Source organism: Mucilaginibacter yixingensis, from assembly GCF_041080815.1.
Lineage (GTDB): Bacteria > Bacteroidota > Bacteroidia > Sphingobacteriales > Sphingobacteriaceae > Mucilaginibacter > Mucilaginibacter yixingensis.
Genome location: NZ_CP160205.1, coordinates 4,519,162 through 4,537,822, shown reverse-complemented (window position 1 = coordinate 4,537,822; position 18,661 = coordinate 4,519,162). Strand labels below are relative to the sequence as shown.

Annotated in this window: 9 protein-coding genes; 5 read left to right on the top strand and 4 right to left on the bottom strand. The window is 48.2% G+C overall.

Annotated features, from left to right (window positions below):
• The first annotated feature begins 460 nt into the window (after nucleotides 1–460).
• From ABZR88_RS18560 to ABZR88_RS18540, 5 genes are all read left to right on the top strand, one after another.
• Nucleotides 461–9,127 carry a gliding motility-associated C-terminal domain-containing protein gene (locus tag ABZR88_RS18560; RefSeq protein WP_107827455.1) on the top strand — a complete coding sequence of 2,889 codons (8,667 nt, stop codon included), beginning with the start codon at nucleotides 461–463 and terminating at the stop codon, nucleotides 9,125–9,127.
• A gap of 67 nt (nucleotides 9,128–9,194) precedes the next feature.
• The gene (locus tag ABZR88_RS18555) at nucleotides 9,195–10,187 is read left to right on the top strand and encodes a PorP/SprF family type IX secretion system membrane protein (RefSeq protein WP_146166485.1); all 993 of its coding nucleotides are present in this window, start codon (nucleotides 9,195–9,197) and stop codon (nucleotides 10,185–10,187) included.
• Nucleotides 10,188–10,201: 14 nt separating this feature from the next.
• Nucleotides 10,202–12,175, top strand: coding sequence for an OmpA family protein (locus tag ABZR88_RS18550; protein WP_107827453.1), 1,974 nt, complete (start codon nucleotides 10,202–10,204; stop codon nucleotides 12,173–12,175).
• A gap of 2 nt (nucleotides 12,176–12,177) precedes the next feature.
• Complete coding sequence (locus ABZR88_RS18545; protein ID WP_107827452.1) at nucleotides 12,178–12,516, top strand: hypothetical protein; 339 nt, start codon at nucleotides 12,178–12,180, stop codon at nucleotides 12,514–12,516.
• A gap of 123 nt (nucleotides 12,517–12,639) precedes the next feature.
• A complete protein-coding gene (locus tag ABZR88_RS18540) occupies nucleotides 12,640–14,676 on the top strand; it encodes a response regulator (RefSeq protein WP_170113551.1) in 2,037 nt (678 codons plus the stop codon).
• A gap of 138 nt (nucleotides 14,677–14,814) precedes the next feature.
• Here ABZR88_RS18540 and ABZR88_RS18535 read toward each other — a convergent pair whose 3' ends face one another.
• From ABZR88_RS18535 to ABZR88_RS18520, 4 genes are all read right to left on the bottom strand, one after another.
• Nucleotides 14,815–15,750 (bottom strand): hydrogen peroxide-inducible genes activator, encoded by a 936-nt coding sequence (locus ABZR88_RS18535; RefSeq protein WP_107827450.1) that lies wholly within the window; start codon nucleotides 15,748–15,750, stop codon nucleotides 14,815–14,817.
• Nucleotides 15,751–15,929: 179 nt separating this feature from the next.
• Complete coding sequence (locus tag ABZR88_RS18530) at nucleotides 15,930–16,682, bottom strand: SDR family oxidoreductase (protein WP_107827449.1); 753 nt, start codon at nucleotides 16,680–16,682, stop codon at nucleotides 15,930–15,932.
• Between the two features lie 127 nt (nucleotides 16,683–16,809).
• A complete protein-coding gene (locus ABZR88_RS18525) occupies nucleotides 16,810–17,550 on the bottom strand; it encodes an SDR family oxidoreductase (RefSeq protein WP_107827448.1) in 741 nt (246 codons plus the stop codon).
• Between the two features lie 96 nt (nucleotides 17,551–17,646).
• Entirely contained in the window at nucleotides 17,647–18,585 is a 939-nt protein-coding gene (locus ABZR88_RS18520; RefSeq protein WP_107827447.1) for an AraC family transcriptional regulator, read from the bottom strand.
• Nucleotides 18,586–18,661 lie beyond the last annotated feature (76 nt).

Below are 18,661 nucleotides of genomic sequence, written 5' to 3'. Positions count from 1 at the left end.
CAAAAGTTGGGGCCTTTTAGCGGGTGTACGTAAATTACTAAAATAAGTTTTATAAAAAAGTGGCATTGTTACTTCTCGTTCATATTATCCAGGTCAAATCCAATTCTTTCTAAGAAACCGCCCGCAAAGCGTCTTTAATCAGCATGTTGATGTGTTTTATAAGTACACAATGAACAGATATTGGAGCTTTGTAAAGTGATTCCAAAAATAGGGATCACACCTTCAGGTTGTCTATAATTCTTTTAACTAAATAAAATGATTGTTTGTGTTATTTTTTTAACTAAAAATATACATAATGGCATTGGTTGTAGTTAAAAAATCTCACATGAATAAAATGAACAGAATTTTTAGAAATGAATAGAGGGGGTAGTGGCTGAACAACTGAATGATATGCTTCGGGCTTTTTAAAATCCAGAACGAGATTTTCGGGGTAATTACAGTCAACTAAATCTGACCGCGTATGAAAATTTCTACCTCTGGCCTTATTTCAAGGTTTTTATTTCTCGCCTTCCTTATTCTGCAATCCAGCATTGTTTTCGGGCAAAGAACCTACGGATCCAGCACCAATACCGGAGCAACCGGCTTTTTGTGTTTGGGTTGTACGGTTAGCAACGCATCCAATGCTGCCGATGGTAACCCGCAAACTTATGCCACTCTTAATGTAACGCTCGGATTGGCCGCATCGACATACGAGGATGTAATTTTTCCTGGAAAAGTTGCTTCCGGTACGCAGGTGTCGGTAAAACTCGGTACGGGCGACAACCTGCTTTCGGTAACCGCATTGGGTGGCGTATCGTTGCAAGCCTATAACGGTACAACAGCCGTTGGCTCGCCCGTTTTGGCATCAGACCTGGTTTCGGTGCTGGCTAACAATAATCAGCTTATCGTTTCGTTCACGCCCACGGCTCAGTATGATCGTGTTCGCGTAACGCTGAATGGGGGCCTTGCAGGTGCGCTTAGCAGTTTCTACGTGTATGATGCCTTTTACAACGGTACGGGCAATGTTGCCTGTAACACCGCTGTTGATGAGTTGCACGGCATTTCGTCGGGGCTGCTCAGTCTGGGCGCATCAGTAGGCGGGGTAGTTAATCCTCAGCAGGCGATAGACGGTAACGTCAATACTGCTTCAACACTCAATGCCGGTATAGCCGCAGTGGGTGCATACGCGCAACAAACCATTATCTTCCAAAATCAATCGGTAGTAGGCGATTCTGTCAGACTTTACTTTTCGCTGCCATCGTCATTAATAACACTTGGTGTCACGGCCAATATATCGGTATCTACCTATAATGGCAATACCAGTAATAACGATACGCAAACATTCAACTCGTCGCTCATCAGCTTGCGTTTGCTGGATGCGGCGAGCAGCAAATACTCGGTCACCTTTGCACCATCAGCAGTTTTTGATCGTGTTCAGGTACGCTTGGGAGGTGGTATAGCCGGTGTGCTTTCTACCATGAATCTTTACGAGGCGCAGCGGGTTATTCCGCGGCCTGTAGTGCGTTTTAACAACGTTATCGCCTCAACAGTACAAACCTGCGCGGGCAGTTCAGTAACACTTACGGTAGATAATGTTCCTAATACAACATTCAATTGGTACACCGCTGCAACCGGCGGTTCGCCAGTATTTACAGGCACCAGTTACACCGTTGGTCCGCTAAATGCCAACGCTGTCTATTATGTAGAAGCTGTGCGCAACGGTTGTACTGATGCGTCAGACCGCACTCCGGTAACTATTAATGTCAACCAGATTCCTGCTGCGCCAGTTGTTGCTAACAACGCGGTGACTGTTTGTAGCGGGCAAACGGCAACTTTTACGGCTACCAGTGTTCCGGGTGTTACCGTTAACTGGTACAATGCCGCTACCGGTGGTACGCTTGTAGGTACTGGTAATACCTTTACCACTACAGCCCTTGCCGCCAACGCTACTTACTATGCCGAGGCGGTATCTGGCGGTACCTGCGTAAGTACCAGCCGCACCCAGGTAACCGCAACCATTAGTGTGTTGCCGTCGGCACCGGCGCTTACTGCACCAAACGTTACTATTTGTGATGGCGATGTGGCCGTGTTTGCCATCAGCTCGCCAGATGCTAATCTTACCTATAATTGGTATAGCGCCGCTACGGGCGGTTCGCCGCTTTATACCGGTGTTAACTATACCACCAGTCCGCTGCATAGCAATGCTATTTATTATGTAGAAGCTGTAAATGCCAACGGTTGTGCCAGTAGCGCACGCACGCAGGCTAATGTAACTGTACAGCCTAAACCGGCTGATCCAACGCTGCTGGCTAATAACAGCAGTATTAGTGCCGGCCAAACTACTACTATAAATGTAAGCAATGCGCAAACCGGGGTTACCTATAACTGGTATGCATCATCAACCGGAGCCACACCTATATTTACCGGTACTACTTACACTACACCGGCCCTGTATGCGCCTACTACTTATTATGTATCGGCAGTAAACAGTACTGGCTGTACCTCAGTCAATCGCACGGCAATCACCATTAATGTTACCATTAATACTAACGCACCATGTTCGTTTGCCAACGCGCAGACCAATGCTGTAGGTGGTGTGGCCTGTTTGTTGTGTAGTGTTAATAACCCTGCGTTGGCAGTTGATGCCGACACTACCACTGCGTCTACTTTGCGGGTAACGGTTGGTCTGGCTGCATACACCCAACAGACTGTACAATTCCAGAACGCTGGTTTTGCAGGCGATACTGTGAAGCTGAGCCTGGGCTCGCCGGTAGGCCTGGCCGATGTAAGCGTGCTGGGCGGCGTAAGCGTAACCTTCTATAATGGGGCAACTGCGGGCGCAACCTACCAGCTTAATAATTCGCTCATCAAATTAAACCTGTTAAGCGGGAACAAATTTATTGCACTGGTTAAAGCTACCGCCGATTATGATCGGGTGGTGATCAGGCTTGATCCTACCGTTACCGCGCTTACTTCATTGGATGTTTACTATGTTGCGCAGCAATTCCCTACGCCAATATTTAACCCGGTTGCTCCCGAGGTTTGTAAAGGAAGCAAGGCTGTGATCAATATTACGTCGCCAACCAACGGTACTTTAACATGGTATGATGCGCCAACCTCAGGTACTTTGGTTAATACCGGTACCACTTATACCACTCCAAACTTAAATGCTAATACTACCTATTATATAGTTTATACGCGTAACGGCTGTACCAACGGTGTACGTTACCCGGTAACCGTAGTGGTAGATGATGTGCCTGTTAAACCAACAGCTGGTTTGAGCAACGTAACCATCTACGCGGGTCAAACTGCCACTTTAACTGCTACGCCGCCAACCGGCGCGGTAGTTAATTGGTATGACGCTGCCACTAATGGTAATAAAGTTGGTGGTCCTGGTAACACATTTACCACCCCTGTGCTGAATGCTAACACTACTTATTATGCCGAATCGACATTGGGTAATTGCGTTTCTGTTGACCGTACCCCGGTTACTGTTACCGTGCTGCCTGTGGTGATTCCGGATGTAACCGTTGTTCCGCCTACGCAAACTATCAATGCCGGCGAGACTACCAGCTTCACCGCATCATCAACCACGCCGGGCGCTGTATTTAACTGGTTCACTACGCCAACAGGCGGCAGCTCTATATTTACTGGTCCAAACTTTACCACTCCGGCACAATTTGCCAACACTATTTATTATGCCGAAGCCAGCATACCGGCAACTGGTGCAAAATCTGCTACCCGGGCAACGGGTACCGTAAACGTGAATAACTCGGCCAGCAGCCCTGTGCCTTGTGACGCGGCGATAGATCAAACCACGGCCAATAGCGGTATCTTGTGTGTGGCCTGTGGTGTGAACAATGCAACGGGCTCTGTTGACGGCGACAGAAACACTTTCTCTCAATTGAGTGTACCGGTTGGCCTGGGACTGTCACAGTATCAGCAACAAACCTTGCGTTTTGCAAGTACCGGTCGCGCTGGTGATAGCGTAGTGGTTGAATTGGGTGTTCCGGCCAGCTTATTAGACCTGACTTTGTTGTCAAACATCAGCCTGGCTACTTATAACGGCGCTACTTATAATAATGACCGTTTCCAGGTTAACTCATCCTTATTAACACTGAATTTACTAAGCGGCGTTAACCGTTTCCGTGTGGTGTTTAAAGCAACTGCCGATTTTGATCGCGTAGAGATTCGTCTTAACTCCGTACTGAGCGCTCTTAACGCGCTGAATATTTATGATGCTTACCAGGAGGTTGCTGCTCCAACAGTAACCGCTACCAGCGTTACCGCTTGCGAGGGTACACAAGCCACTCTAACCGCTACCGCTCCAGATTACGTAACCGTAAAATGGTACAGCAGCGCCACTGGCGGTACCCCGTTATTTACAGGAAAAGTTTATACAACCGCGGCACTGACTGCCGGCACCTATACTTATTATGCCGAAGCCAGCCGCACTGCCGATGGTTGTGCACAGTCTGTACGTACAAAAGTAACCGTTACGGTAAATCCAACTCCGGCTAACCCGGTGGTGAGCGTGCCAACCGTAACCATTTGTTCGGGTCAAACGGCAACCTTTGCTGCCACACCTGTTAGCGGTGTTACCTTTAACTGGTACGATGCTGCTACCGGTGGCAACCTGGTGCACACCGGTAATAACTTTACAACTGCTGCACTTACCGCCAATGCTGTTTACTATGTTGAAGCAGCTAACGGTACTTGCGTAAGCGCAAGCCGCACCCAGGTAACGGCCAATGTAACCACCGCCGTTGCTGATCCAAGCGTTGTGCAAAATGCTGTACAAACTTGTTCGGGTTCAACAGCCACACTTACCGCCAGCTCTACGCAGCCAGGTGTAACCTTTAAGTGGTATACACAAGCTACCGGAGGTTCTGCGGTATTTACCGGTGCGCAGTTTACCACGCCAACACTAACATCAAATACAACCTATTATGTTGAAGCAAGTACCGGTACTTGTACCAGCACTAACCGTGCATCGGCTACAGTAACGGTTAACCCTACGCCTGTTGCACCTACAGTAACTGTTGTGCCTGCAAGTCAGCAGATCACATCCGGACAAACAGCGACGCTTACTGCTTCATCAACCACTGCGGGTGCTACCTTTAATTGGTACAACAGCGCTACAGGCGGCACGCCAATTTTTACCGGTGCTGTTTTCACAACCCCGGCCCTTACCGCAACTACTACTTATTATGTAGAAAGCGCACTGGCAACAGGCTGTATCAGTCCAACTCGCACGCCGGTAACTATTACTGTTAACCCTGTATTCTCTACCAGTTGTGATTTTGCATCTTCGCAAACCTTCTCGGTAGGCGTGGCTTGTGTGGCCTGTTCGGTAACCAATCCTAATAATGCCGTTGATGCCGATACCACTACTTACAGCCAATTTAATGTTGTGGTAGCACTGGGCAGCATCTCACAGAAACTGATCTTTGCTGATCAGGGTAGCGCCGGCGATACCGTGCGTATCAAGGTGGCCCTGCCATCAGGCGTTATCAGCGCTGGTTTGTTAAGCTCGCTCACTGTGCAATCATTCCTGGGTGCAGCAGGTAATGCTGATCAGATCACCCTCAACAGCAGTTTAATTAAGATTCAATTACTCTCTGGCGGTACCGCAGCCATTATCAAGTTTGTGCCCGGTGCTAATTACGATGCTGTTCAGCTAAGTATCGACGCAACGTTATCGGCACTCACCAATCTCAATGTTTACTATGCTACTAAACAGGTAGAAGCGCCGGTACTGGCTACTAACACAGCTAATATATGTGGCGGCGGCAGCGCAACCTTTACCGTAAGCAACGCACGTAATAGTGTAATAACTTACGATTGGTACGATGCTGCAGTAGGAGGTAACCTGGTACACACCGGATCTTCTTATACTGCAACCGGTTTAACGGCATCAACCACATTCTATGTACAAAGCCGCCGTACATCAAACGGTTGTATTAACGCCAACCGGGTACCAGCCACTGTTAATGTAACGCCAACGCCACCGGTGCCGGTACTAGCTGCCAACACGGTAACCGTCTGCGCCGGTAACCCGGTAACGCTTTCTGTTACCAACGCCGGTACCGCTACCATTAATTGGTACGATGCTGCAACAGGTGGTAACCTGGTACACACCGGCGCTGTGTATGCCTTTACACCGGTAGCTAATGGCAACTACTTTGCCGAGGCTACCAACGGTAGCTGTACCAGCAGCGCCCGCACACAGGCAACGGTAACGGTAACTCCGCGTCCGTCTAACCCAAGTGTGGTGTCTGCTAACGTACAGGTTTGTGCGGGTACTACTGCTACTTTGCAGGTACAAACTCCTGAAGCCGGCGTAACTTACAATTGGTATGCAACATCAACCAGTACTACTGTGCTGGGCTCAGGCACCAGCTTTACCACCGGAGCCATCACTGCCAATACTACCTTCTATGTTGGTGCCACCAGCAATACCGGTGGTTGTGATAACACCGGCGGTCGTACGGTGGTTAACGTAACTACCGGCGGCACCATTGCCGCGCCAACGCTGAGTGCAACTGCTACCCAGGTCTGCGCAGGTGGTAGCGCTACCGTGAGCGTGGTTAACCCGGTTGCTGGTTTAACCTATAACTGGTACACCACGCCAACCGGTACCACACTGGCGTTTAGCGGTACCAGCTTCACACTGAATAATGTTACCCTAAGTGCTAAATATTATGTAGAGGCTGCCAATGCCAGCGGTTGCGTAAGCGCCACACGTACAGAAACAGATATTAATGTACAGGCTCCGCCTACGCCACCGCAAGTTCAGGCAGGCGCCGGTGGCACCAATGTATGTGCCGGTTCATCAGCCAGCTTAAGCATTCTTAACCCTGACGCCAGCCTGGTTTACCGTTGGTATAATGCCGCAACAAACGGTACAATACTTTATACCGGTACGCAGTTTAACACCCCGGCTTTAACTGCCAACGCTACTTATTATGTAGAAGCCGCCGCCGCAGGTAACTGTAATCCGTCAACCCGTACTAAAGTTGATATCACCGTTACTACGCTGCCTAATTCTCCGGCGTTAGTATCATCAAGCCTGGTAATTTGTCAGGGCAGCACGGCTACATTGCAGATCAGTAATCCGCAGAATGGTATTACTTACCAATGGTTTAACTCGCCGGCCCAAACTACCAAGTTGTTTGAGGGCACTACCTATGTAACTGGCCCAATCAATGCTAGTACCATGTTCTACGTTGCTGCAGTTAACGGTAATGGTTGCCGCAGTAATAGTTTGGGTACAGCACAGGTAAATGTGCAATCGGCTCCGGGTGCGCCAGTGCTTACCAATAATGCGGTTTCAACCTGTGCCAATAGCCAGGCCGTATTGAGCATCAATAACCCACAAACCGGTTTCACTTATAACTGGTACAACACCGCTACAGGTGGTACCGCACTTGCCTCTGGCAATAGCTTTACCACACCGGTGTTAACCGCTAATGCTACTTTCTATGCCGAGGCAGTGAATAGCACCGGTTGTATATCAGGCACGCGCTCTGTGGCTAACGTTACGGTTAACCCTGCGCCTGCAAACCCAGTGGTTACAGCAGTAGGCGGCTCAACCAGCCCAAGCATCTGTGCTAACAGTACAATTACGCTTAATGCCACCAGCACTACGGCAAACGTTACCTTTAACTGGTATAATGTTGCTACCGGCGGTTCGCCAATAGCCACTGGTGCAAGCTATACTACCGGTCCGCTTACTACAGCTACCACCATTTATGCCGAGGCTGTTGCCAATGGCACAGGTTGTGTGTCTGCTGCGCGTACCGGCATCACCATTAATGTGAGTGCGCCACCGGCTACACCAACTCCGGTTGCAGCTACCATTAACACTTGTAATGGCAGTACAGCTACACTGGCTGTATCATCGCCGGTGGGAGGAGTGATTTACCATTGGTATGATGCCAGCAAAACAACGGTATTGGCTACCGGCCCAACTTATACCACCGGCCCAATTACCGCCAATGCAACTTATTATGTAGATGCCACCAGCGGATCATGTACTAGTCCGTCATTGGCGAGTGTACAGGTGACTGTGGTTGCCATCCCTGGCGCACCGGTGCTGACCAGCAATGCAGTGAACAACTGTAGTGGCAGTCAAGCTACACTGAGTGTTGCATCGCCACAAACTGGTTATACTTACAACTGGTATGCAGCAGCAACAGGCGGCAGTGCGCTAAACAGCGGCACTACCTTCATGACACCGGCTTTAACCGCCAATACAACTTACTACGCAGAAGCTGTTAACAGCAATGGCTGTCCGTCGGCAACACGTACTGCGGTGGCCGTAAATGTGCTGCCAGTGCCACCAACACCAGGTGTGGCCACTACAGGTACTGATATTTGTGCCGGTGCAACAACAACGCTGGCCGTAAATAGTCCAGATGCAACACTTACTTACCGCTGGTATACTACTGCAAACGGTGGCACAGCTGCCGGAACCGGTGCAACCTTTACCACACCGGCGCTTAACGCCAATACCACGTACTATGTTGAGGCCGGCAACGCGGGCGGTTGTGTTAGCGCAACACGTGGAACGGTAACCGTACAGGTAAGACAACCACTGGCCCAGCCGGTAGTGAGCGTTGCCAATGCAACCAACAACTCGGTAACCTTCCAGTGGGCGGCTGTACCGGGCGCCGCATCGTATCAGATCAGTCTGGATAATGGCTCAACCTTTAGTTCACCAAGCTCTGGTGCAGCAGGTACTACGCATACCGTAACCGGCCTGCAACCTAACCAGGCGGTAACCATTGTGGTGAAAGCCTTTGGTAGCCTGGCCTGTCAGATGAGTGCATTGTCTGACGCGGTGACCGGTCGTTCGCTTAATCCGTTTGGCGATGGTTTGTATATCCCGAATGCGTTTAGTCCGAACGGTGATGGTAAGAACGATATCTTCCAGGTGTATGGCACCAACGTTAAATCGGTAACCATCTGGGTGTATAACCAGTGGGGATCGTTGATGCTGCAAACCACCAACAACGCCACCGGATGGGACGGCACTTATAAAGGCACACCACAGCCGGTAGGTGTTTACGTGTACTACGTAGAAGCCATTATGAACGACGCACAGAAAGTAACCAAAAAAGGCACAGTAACACTATTGAGGTAAAGCATTGCGGGCCGCTGTTTGCGGCGGCCCGGCATTGCTTTATGGTAACCCAAAAACCATAAACATCATGAAAAACAGACTACTATTACTAATGGCGCTGATTGCGGCCGGAGCAACCTCTGTAAAAGCCCAGATCGATCCGCATTTCTCGCAATATTATGCTAATCCACTGTGGCTTAACCCTGCACTTACCGGTATTATGAATGGCGATTTTCGTGTGACCGGTAACTACAAAAACCAATGGGCCAATGTGGGCAATGCCTACCAAACTGTTGCTGTTGCTGCTGATGCCCGTCCGGGCGACCGGGTAAGTGTTGGCCTGAACGTGCTTGATCAAAGAGCAGGTTCAGCAGGATTCAATTACCTCACTGCCTACGGTTCTTTCGCTTACAATATCACGGTGTCTGCCGATGGTAACCAGAAGGTCAACTTTGGTGTGCAGGCTGGTTTTATAAACCGCAGCTTTGATATGAGCAAAACGCAGTTTGGTAGCCAATACAATCCAAATGGCGGTTTTGACCCGTCGATGCCGAGTTTTGAAAGCTTCTCAAACAGCAGTACCACGGTGTTTGATGCCAACGCCGGGATTTTTTATTACGATGGCGATCCGCTGAGTACGATTAATCCATTTGCAGGTGTGAGTGTTGGTCACCTTTCTCGCCCCAACGATCCGTTCTCTGGTACGGGAAAAGGCAAAGTGCCGCTGCGTTATACCTTCCATGGTGGTTTACGCATCAAGGCGTCAGATTTGTTTGATATTACTCCTAATGCTTTATATATCCAGCAGCAAAAAACCAATGAGTTTGCCATGGGCGCCTACTCGGAGATGAAGTTTCAACAGAATAACGGCCTGATTATGGGTGCCATGTATCGCATACACGATGCGGCTATTGCCGATGTGGGCTACCACGTAAACAATACCATTATTGGGGTAAGTTATGATTTTAACACCACGTCGCTCAGTAGAGCAACAAACGGTGCGGGCGGTCTGGAGCTTTCTATTAGCTACGTGTTCCGCAAAAGAATACAAGAACCTGAACCTATTTGTCCAAGGCTTTAAATCACAATTGTATCATGATCAAGAAATCTACTATTCTGCTATCGCTCGCTCTGCTGGCCGCACCGGCTGCGCTGTTTGCGCAATATAAAAGTGATTATAAAGAACAGGGCGACAAATCGTTCAACAACAAAGACTATTATGAGGCAGCTTATTACTACAAGGAAGCAGCCAATGGCATGCAAATGACGCCGTCTGCGGTGCTGCCGTTCCAGTCGGTTGCCGTTAAAAAGAGCACAGACAAAGTGCCTGAGCAGATCTACGTGGCCTTCCAGTTGGCAGAATCATATCGCGGATATGAGAACTACCTGGAGGCCGAGGGCTGGTACTACCGCGTGCTGAATGCCAACTATGAGAGTAAGTATCCGCTGGCCCGTTACTGGTACGGCGTGTGTTTGCGTGCTAACCAGCATTTTGATGAGGCTATTGCACAGCTTACCCAGTTTACAGCCAACTACAAAGGCGACAATAAATACATAGAGCAAGCCAATAAAGAGATGGAAAATTGCCGCTTTGCCAAAGAGCAATACAAATACCCCATGCTGGCTGATCTGACCAAGATGAAAGGCGATTGGAACTCTGACGGATCAAACTATGCGCTGCAGACCAGAGATGGGCGCTCATGGTTCACCTCATCGCGCATGCTGAAGGATGATAAAAAACGCCTTAACCGCGTATATGAGTTTGCGGCCGGCGGCATTGCCAAGCCTGAGATTGTACATTTTGAGGGCGAAAGCAAAAAGGATGTAGAATATGGAACGCCGGCCTTTACGCCAGATGGCTCGCGCATGTACATCACCCGTTGGTATAAAGACGGTGCCAAAACTATTCATGGTATCTATTTTTCTAACAAAAAGGCACAAGGCTGGGGGGCATTAGTAAAACTGAACGGTAACGTAAATGCCGATAGCTTTAGCGCTATACAGCCATGTGTAGCCTTTGGCGGTAAAAAGTTGTTGTTTGTATCAAACAAAGCTGGCGGACAGGGGGGCTATGATATCTGGGTTGCAGATCTGGGCGCCGATGGTCAGCCGGTAAACTCTACCAACCTGGGCGCTAATATTAATACCAGTGCCGATGAGCAGGCGCCTTATTACAGCGATGCCGACAAACGCATGGTATACAGTTCAAAAGGAATGATCGGCCTGGGTGGCTTTGATTTGTATGAGGCTAACTACAACGGCGTGGAGTGGAGTAAAGCGCATAACATGGGTTTCCCGGTTAACTCGGCTAAAGACGACCTGTATTACTATCCTGATAAAACTGATCCGAAGAAATTTTATATCAGCTCAGACCGCGAGTCTGATTGTTGTTTGGATCTGTTTACGGCTACTGATAAGCGCTACGTTCTCTCGGGCCTGGTAGTTGACTGCGAAACCCACAAAGCCCTGGCAGGCGCAAAGGTTACCTTCCTTGATTCTATTTCTAAAACTCCCGTTAAAGAAGAGGTTTTAGGTGCCGATGGTAAATATAGCTTTGCCGTAGCTACCCAGCGCCCATATAATTTGGTGATTGAGAAAAGCGGATACTTTACTAAAGTGCTGCCAATTGTACAGCATGGCGCTAAAATGAAAGGCGATACGCTGTTCAATCCAGATTTGTGCCTGCAGCCGTTTGTGGTGAACAAGCCTATCGTTATTCAAAACATTCTGTACGATTTCAACATGGCCACTCTACGCCCTGAGTCAAAAACAGTGCTGAACGATCTGGTGAAGATTATGAAGGATAATCCAAAAATTAAGATCGAACTAAGCTCGCACACCGATTCTATTGGTAGCGATGCTTACAACATAGACTTGTCTCAACGCCGGGCACAATCATGTGTAGATTACATTATTGCCAGCGATGTAGACAATGCCAGGGTATTTGCCAAAGGATATGGTAAAAGCAAACCAATTGCACCAAACTCACTGCCTAACGGAAAAGACAATCCCGAAGGGCGCCAATTAAACCGAAGAACCGAATTCACAGTTTTAAAAGTAGAAGAATAGTTATGGAACAACATCTTCATTCTTGCCGCCCATTGCTGCGTACAAAAAAGTTTTCTACGCAGCACATCGAAATTTTTGAGCACATCCTGTCTGGAAAGACCAACAAGTCCATTAACGCTCACTATGGTTACTCAGAGCGTTCGCACTCTGTGGCAGACCACGCCCGCAAAGTAATGTACAAACTATTGGTACAGGAAGGCCTGAGCAAACGTGATCACGTTGCCCAGGTTACCTACCCGCGTAAATATTGTTTCTGGTGGAAAAAAGTGCTTGAAAAGCATAAACCATGCCTGCTGGGTATGGCCATCAAACCCGAATATTATGCAGACAGGCAATTATAATTGCCTGTCTGCATAATAGTTAATCCTAAAAACCTAAATTTGTATTTTCCGATCCACCTTTATTTAAAATGAACCTGATTTTTTTGTCTGATTAGTTTGTAAATGTTCTCATTTAGCAAAAGGTTGAATGACATATCCATATCCCGTAAACTGTATTTTACGGTGGGGATTATGGCGTTGCTGGTAACCGTTGAATTATGCACACTGTGGTTTTCGGTTAGCACACTGTCATCGGTACGGTCTTTTGTTGCCGCCGAGGGCCTGTGGTCTAAAGCCGAAAAAGATGCAGTGCTTTACCTCCGCATGTATGCCTATTCGCATAATGAGAAAGACTATCAGGCGTTTAAAAAGTTCTTAGAGGTATCTAAAGGGGATAAGCAAACACGCGCAGAGCTGCAAAAAAAGCACCCTGATCTGGAGAAAGCCCGTCGCGGTTTTTTGCAAGGTAAAAATCATCCGGCCGATGTGGACGGGATGATCAACCTGCTGCAGCGTTTCCAAAAAACTTATTATCTCAACAAAGCATTTTCAATTTGGGCCGATGCTGATCCTATGATTGAGCGGCTGGAACGAATAGGCGATACCCTGCATACGCAAATTGTAACTTTTGGTCCGCGGCAGGCTTACATGGAGGAGGCGCTGGGCGAGATGACCTACATCAACCAGCGGTTAACTACTATGGAGGATGGTTTTTCAGCAACGTTGGGCGAGGGTGCGCGCTGGTTGGAAAACCTGGTGCGCAAAGTGCTGCTTATGCTTTCGCTTACCATTGGTACCACCAGTATTTTAATCACCATCTCGGTAAGTAATAAGATTGAAGAAGGTATTTCGGCCATCAATGAGGCCGCCCTTGAATTTAGTCTGGGGCGGCTGACCAGGCGTGCACGCGTGTATTCTAAGGATGAAATTGGTGCATTGGCCGTGGCTTTTAACCAGATGGCAGATAAGCTGGAGGCAAGCATACTGGCTCTCCGGGAGAAAGAACAACATTTGCAAAAAGAGCAGGAGCGTGCCGAGGCATCAGAAAAGGTAAAGCGACTGTTCCTGATGAATATGAGCCACGAGCTACGCACGCCGATGAATGCCATTTTGGGTTTTGCCCATTTACTGGAGGATGCCACGGTGAGCAAGGAGCAGAAAGATTATATCAAATTCCAGATCCTGGCTGCAGAAGAACTGCTGAATATTCTGAACGATATACTCGATTTCTCCAAGATCGAATCCGGCAATGTGGTGTTAGAGGCCATGCCTTTTAACCTGCACCAGATGATTGATGAGCTGTCTGCAGAAATGTTGCCGCGGGCCGCTGGGAAAGACATTCATTTTCAGATTTATGTAGATCATAATGTCCCCGAAGTGTTGTTGGGCGATGCCAAACGATTGTGGCAGGTGCTTTATAACCTGCTGGCTAACGCCTTTAAGTTTACAACCCGGGGGCGAGTAGGGATTTCCATTCAGGTGGTAGACGATCAGCAGCATCACCTGGAACTGGAGTTTAGCGTTACCGATACCGGTGTAGGTGTTGCTGAAGATGTGAAAGAAAAAATATTTGAAAGCTTTGAACAGGCAGAGTCTGGTCCTGAGCGCCGGTTTGGCGGCGCAGGGCTGGGGTTGAGTATTGTGAAGCAATTAGTAGAATTGCAGGGCGGCAAAGTGCACGTAAACAGCCAGCAGGGCCGGGGATCTGAGTTTTACTTCCGCTTGTCGTTCCTTAAACTAAAGGGTGGTCAGCTGCCGGAACAGGTAGAGGAGATTGATCTGCCTCAGCGGGAAATACTGTCTCCAAAAGATGGACGTGTTCGTGTGTTGGTAGTTGATGATAACCCGATGAACCGCTTAATGGTTAATAAAATGCTGCAAAAGAAAGGCTTTGAGGCCGAGGAAGCGGAGAACGGAAAAGTAGCTCTCAATAAGTTTAACAGCTCGCATTTTGATATGGTACTGATGGACTTGCAAATGCCCGAGATGGATGGTTACGAAGCAACCCGCCAGATTCGTGCGTTGGCAGATGATAAAAGAAATGTGCCTATCATTGCCATTACGGCCCATACGATCCAGGGCGAGCGGGAGCGCTGCCTGGCCATCGGCATGAACGAGTTTATCTCCAAACCGTTTAAGCCTGACGAACTTTTTGAAAAGATGGGCGAATTGTTGAAGTAGCAATCAGTATTTGTGGGAGGGTGTCATCCTGAGCTTTGTCGAAGGGCGCGAGAAGGCCCAATTTCGAAGAAGAAGTGATGACTAGGCCCCCGCGCGTGTTTCGACGGTGCTCAACATGACACCCCTTTTTAGGTGGTTCTACAAATCAATCACATCCTTCTTCTTCCGGCTGCGCATGCGTTTGGGCACAAACTCCAGTATTTCATTCTTCAGGGCCTCAATCATTCGGCGTTTCAAAAAGTTGCGCTGAATAACGATGCTTACCTCGCGCGCAGGTTCTGGTGCACGGAAATAGCGCACCTTGTCTAGTTGTTTGTCAGATAGTTCAGAAAGGGCCAGTTCCGGCAATATGGTGGCGCCATTGTTTTGATCTACCATGCGCTTTAGCGTTTCTACGCTGCCGGTGTTGTATTCAAAATGCTGAAAGCTCTGGGTACTTTTACGGCGTTGGCACATGTTTAGCACCTGGTTGCGCATACAGTGCCCCTCATTCAATATCCAGATCTCTTCCAGGTCAATATCATCAGGCTCAATATGTTTCTTTTTAAAGAGCTTGCTGGTTTTAGAGGTGTAGGCCACAAAGTTTTCGTAAAACACCGGAATCTCGGTCAGGCTGGCCTCATGTAGCGGGGTGGAGAGGATACCGCAATCAATCAATCCAAGTTTGAGCTGTTGGGTAATTTGTTCGGTGGTTAGCTCCCAAACCAGTAGCTTTACCTGTGGATACTTCTCAATAAATTGGTTGATAATGCGCGGCAGCAAATACGGCGCAATGGTAGGGATGATGCCTATTTTCAGTTCGCCGGCCAGGTCTTTCTGCCGATCGCTTACAATCTCTTTTAGTTTCTGGCTCTCAGCCAGCAGTACACGGGCCTGGGCTATAATCTCTTCGCCAATCTCCGTGGGTACTACGGGTTGTTTGCTGCGGTCAAAAATCTTTACGCCCAGCGTGTCTTCCAGCTTTTGCAACTGCATGCTCAGGGTTGGTTGGGTTACAAAGCATTTCTCTGCGGCCAGCACAAAGTTGCGGTAGGTATCAACCGCAACGGCATATTCTAACTGAACTAAGGTCATGTCGCTTTTTGTAGTGAAATCAAATGTAGATATAAATGATTGCTATTTCAATATGAATGCCGTATTGATTTTTTCTATTTGAAAAACGAGATGTTTAAACGGAAAAAGCTTCTCAAATAAAAATTTGCAAAGCTCAGTTGTTCAAGGGGTTGAATAACTATCAGACGGCAGGTTGCAGCTTAGTTTGTAGCGCCGCCATTTACCAACAGGTGCTGACCGCTTACAAAGGATGACAGGCCACTCGCGAAAAACTCAGCGGCGTTGGCCACATCTTCTACCTCGGCCAGACGTCCCATGGGACAGCTATCCAGCAATTGTTTGCGCAGGCGGGGATAAGCATCCGGATCAACAAAGATGCCTGAGTGATCAACCGCAAACGGAATGATAGAGTTTACAGTTACCCCACGGTGACCGATCTCTTTAGACAAGACATCCACCATATAGCGTGGTGTAGTTTTGCTGCCGCCATACACCGCCATGCCCGGTACAGGGAACGAGGTAGTTGATGAGGCGATGTAGATAATACGGCCACCGTCTTCCACGTTTTTAGCTGCCTGTTGCATGGTAAAGTAAGATCCTTTGGCGTTGATGGAGAATACTTTGTCAAACTGCTCTTCGGTAAATTCTGTAACCGGGGTTTCCACCATTTCAATGCCGGCGTTGGCAACTACGATGTCTATTTTACCGAAGGTAGCTTTTGCTTCTGCAAACAAGCGTTCAATTTCGGCTACCTTACTTACGTCAGCCTGTACAGATAGTACGCGTGAGCCCATGGCTTTGATGTTGCTCTCTACCTCGTCGGCTGATGCTTTGTCGCGTGAGTAGTTGATAACCACGTCGGCCCCAAGGGCGGCATAACGTTCTGCAATTGCTTTTCCTAAACCTCTGGCTGAGCCGGTTATTACGGCTACTTTGTTTTTTAAAGAGTTCATGATTGATTAAGTTTTGGTCCGGAAGTCGGTAAGACCTGAAGTCCGGAAGTTAATATGGATAATTAGTTGTTGCTGTGTATTTGTATTGTTTTGAGCGATTGTTAAGTCTTTCCGTCTTTCGGATGTCTTACGCCATTGCGCCGTTTAGGCCGATGGTTTGTCCGCTGATCCATTTGGCATCATCGCTGGCCAGAAAGGTTACTACTTTGGCAATATCATCAGGCTGGCCCAGGCGGTTAAAGGCATTGAGTGAGGCCAGGCGGTCAATCACTTCCTGCGGTTTGCCTTTGGTAAATAACTCGGTATTGGTAGGGCCTGGCAATACGGCGTTTACATTGATGCCGCGTGCGCCTACTTCTTTGGCAAATACACGGGTTAATTGCTCAACAGCGCCTTTGGTGGCTACATAAGTGCTGTAAGTAGGCATTAACAAACGAGTGGTAGTTGACGAGAAGTTGATAATGCTGCCACCGTCGGCTAGTTTGGTAGCTGCCTCACGCAGGGTATTGAAAGTGCCGCGAACGTTTACGTTGAACTGACGGTCAAAGTCTTCGTCGGTTGTGTCTTTCAATAATTTGGTGATCATGATGCCGGCGTTGTTTACCAGTACATCAATTTTGCCGTAATGGGCAATGGCTGCGTCAAACAGGGTGGTTACTTCGGCAGCTTTGCTTACGTCGGCCTGCAGGGCAATGGCATCGCCGCCGTTGGCTTTAATGGCATTTACGGTTTCGTCGGCTGCGTCTTTGCCACCGGCATAGTTTACAATTACTTTAGCGCCGGCCGCTGCCAGTTGCTGAGCTACTGCGGCACCGATGCCTCTTGATGCGCCGGTTACCAGAATTACTTTTTCATTTAATGTTTTCATGACTGTTTTGTTTTTTGTTATCGTTGATTGACAAAACAAAGGTCATGTTTAAACCACCCGCAGAATTGCGAGGATTAAAGGAGGTGATGCAAAATTCTAAGACTGCACCGTGTGGTGCTCGTTTCTGTAGGCCGCAGGCGAAATATTGGTGTGTTTTTTAAAGTGATTGCTGAAGTGTGCCGACTCTGTAAAGCCCAGGCGGTAGGCAATCTCTTTGATGGAGATGTTAGAATTTCGCAACAACGATTTGGCTTCAGCCACCGTTTTCTCTGCTATCCAGACTCCGATAGATTTGCCGGTTTTTGCCTTGATGACGTTGCTCAGGTAGTTGGGGTGCAAGCTTTGTGCATCGGCATAATCCTGAACCCGGTAGGGTTGTGTGGCCTTGCCTTCGCCTAGTTGGCGATAGTGCTTTTCTAAAAGTAGTTTGAAGTTTTTAACAATCAGCGAGCTGCGGTTACCCTCGTAAATGGGGTTGTAATCCAGCCAAAAGTGCTCTTTGATTTTTAGCAGCAGCACCACAAACAGGTTAGCGATGATGCGCTTGCGGAAGGGAGAGCGTTGTAAATATTCGCGGTGGATTTGCAGATAGATACGCTCAAATTCGGCAAATACCTCTGGGCTTAGTCGCCTGCCGGGGAAGGTTTCTGCCAACAGGAAGGGAAATTCCTCAAAAATATTGGCATGGATATTCTCCTTTAAAAATGCTTCACTTAGCGTAATCAAGTAAACTTCGTCTGTGTTTTCCCATTCATAAACCCTGAAGTGGCCGGGATTGGTAAAGTAAACCGTGCCTGGCGATAGGTCAAAACGTTGCTCGTCAACACCGTAGCGGCCGATACCGTTCTTTACAAAGTTGAACACAAAGTAGTTAACCCGCAACGATGGCGATTTATAAGGTAACACATCTTTAAGGGCATCATTAAGGTTGAAGATGGTAAAATCCGTTTCCGGATCAATCAACGCTGTAGGGATGCCCAGGTGTTTGTAAAGATCGTGCAGGTTTTGAAATATACGATTGTCGTTATCCCCCATGGCAATTAGGTATAAAGTTAAATAAATTGCCGCGGATGAGTACCAAACAAAAAAGACCTGCATTTGCAGGTCTTTT

Excerpts from the sequence above, each read along its gene's own strand:
- ABZR88_RS18535 (WP_107827450.1), bottom strand. The coding sequence starts at position 15,750 with ATGACCTTAGTTCAGTTAGAATATGCCGTTGCGGTTGATACCTACCGC.
- ABZR88_RS18525 (WP_107827448.1), bottom strand. The coding sequence starts at position 17,550 with ATGAAAACATTAAATGAAAAAGTAATTCTGGTAACCGGCGCATCAAGA.
- ABZR88_RS18560 (WP_107827455.1), top strand. The coding sequence starts at position 461 with ATGAAAATTTCTACCTCTGGCCTTATTTCAAGGTTTTTATTTCTCGCC.
- ABZR88_RS18530 (WP_107827449.1), bottom strand. The coding sequence starts at position 16,682 with ATGAACTCTTTAAAAAACAAAGTAGCCGTAATAACCGGCTCAGCCAGA.
- ABZR88_RS18520 (WP_107827447.1), bottom strand. The coding sequence starts at position 18,585 with ATGGGGGATAACGACAATCGTATATTTCAAAACCTGCACGATCTTTAC.
- ABZR88_RS18550 (WP_107827453.1), top strand. The coding sequence starts at position 10,202 with ATGATCAAGAAATCTACTATTCTGCTATCGCTCGCTCTGCTGGCCGCA.
- ABZR88_RS18555 (WP_146166485.1), top strand. The coding sequence starts at position 9,195 with ATGAAAAACAGACTACTATTACTAATGGCGCTGATTGCGGCCGGAGCA.
- ABZR88_RS18545 (WP_107827452.1), top strand. The coding sequence starts at position 12,178 with ATGGAACAACATCTTCATTCTTGCCGCCCATTGCTGCGTACAAAAAAG.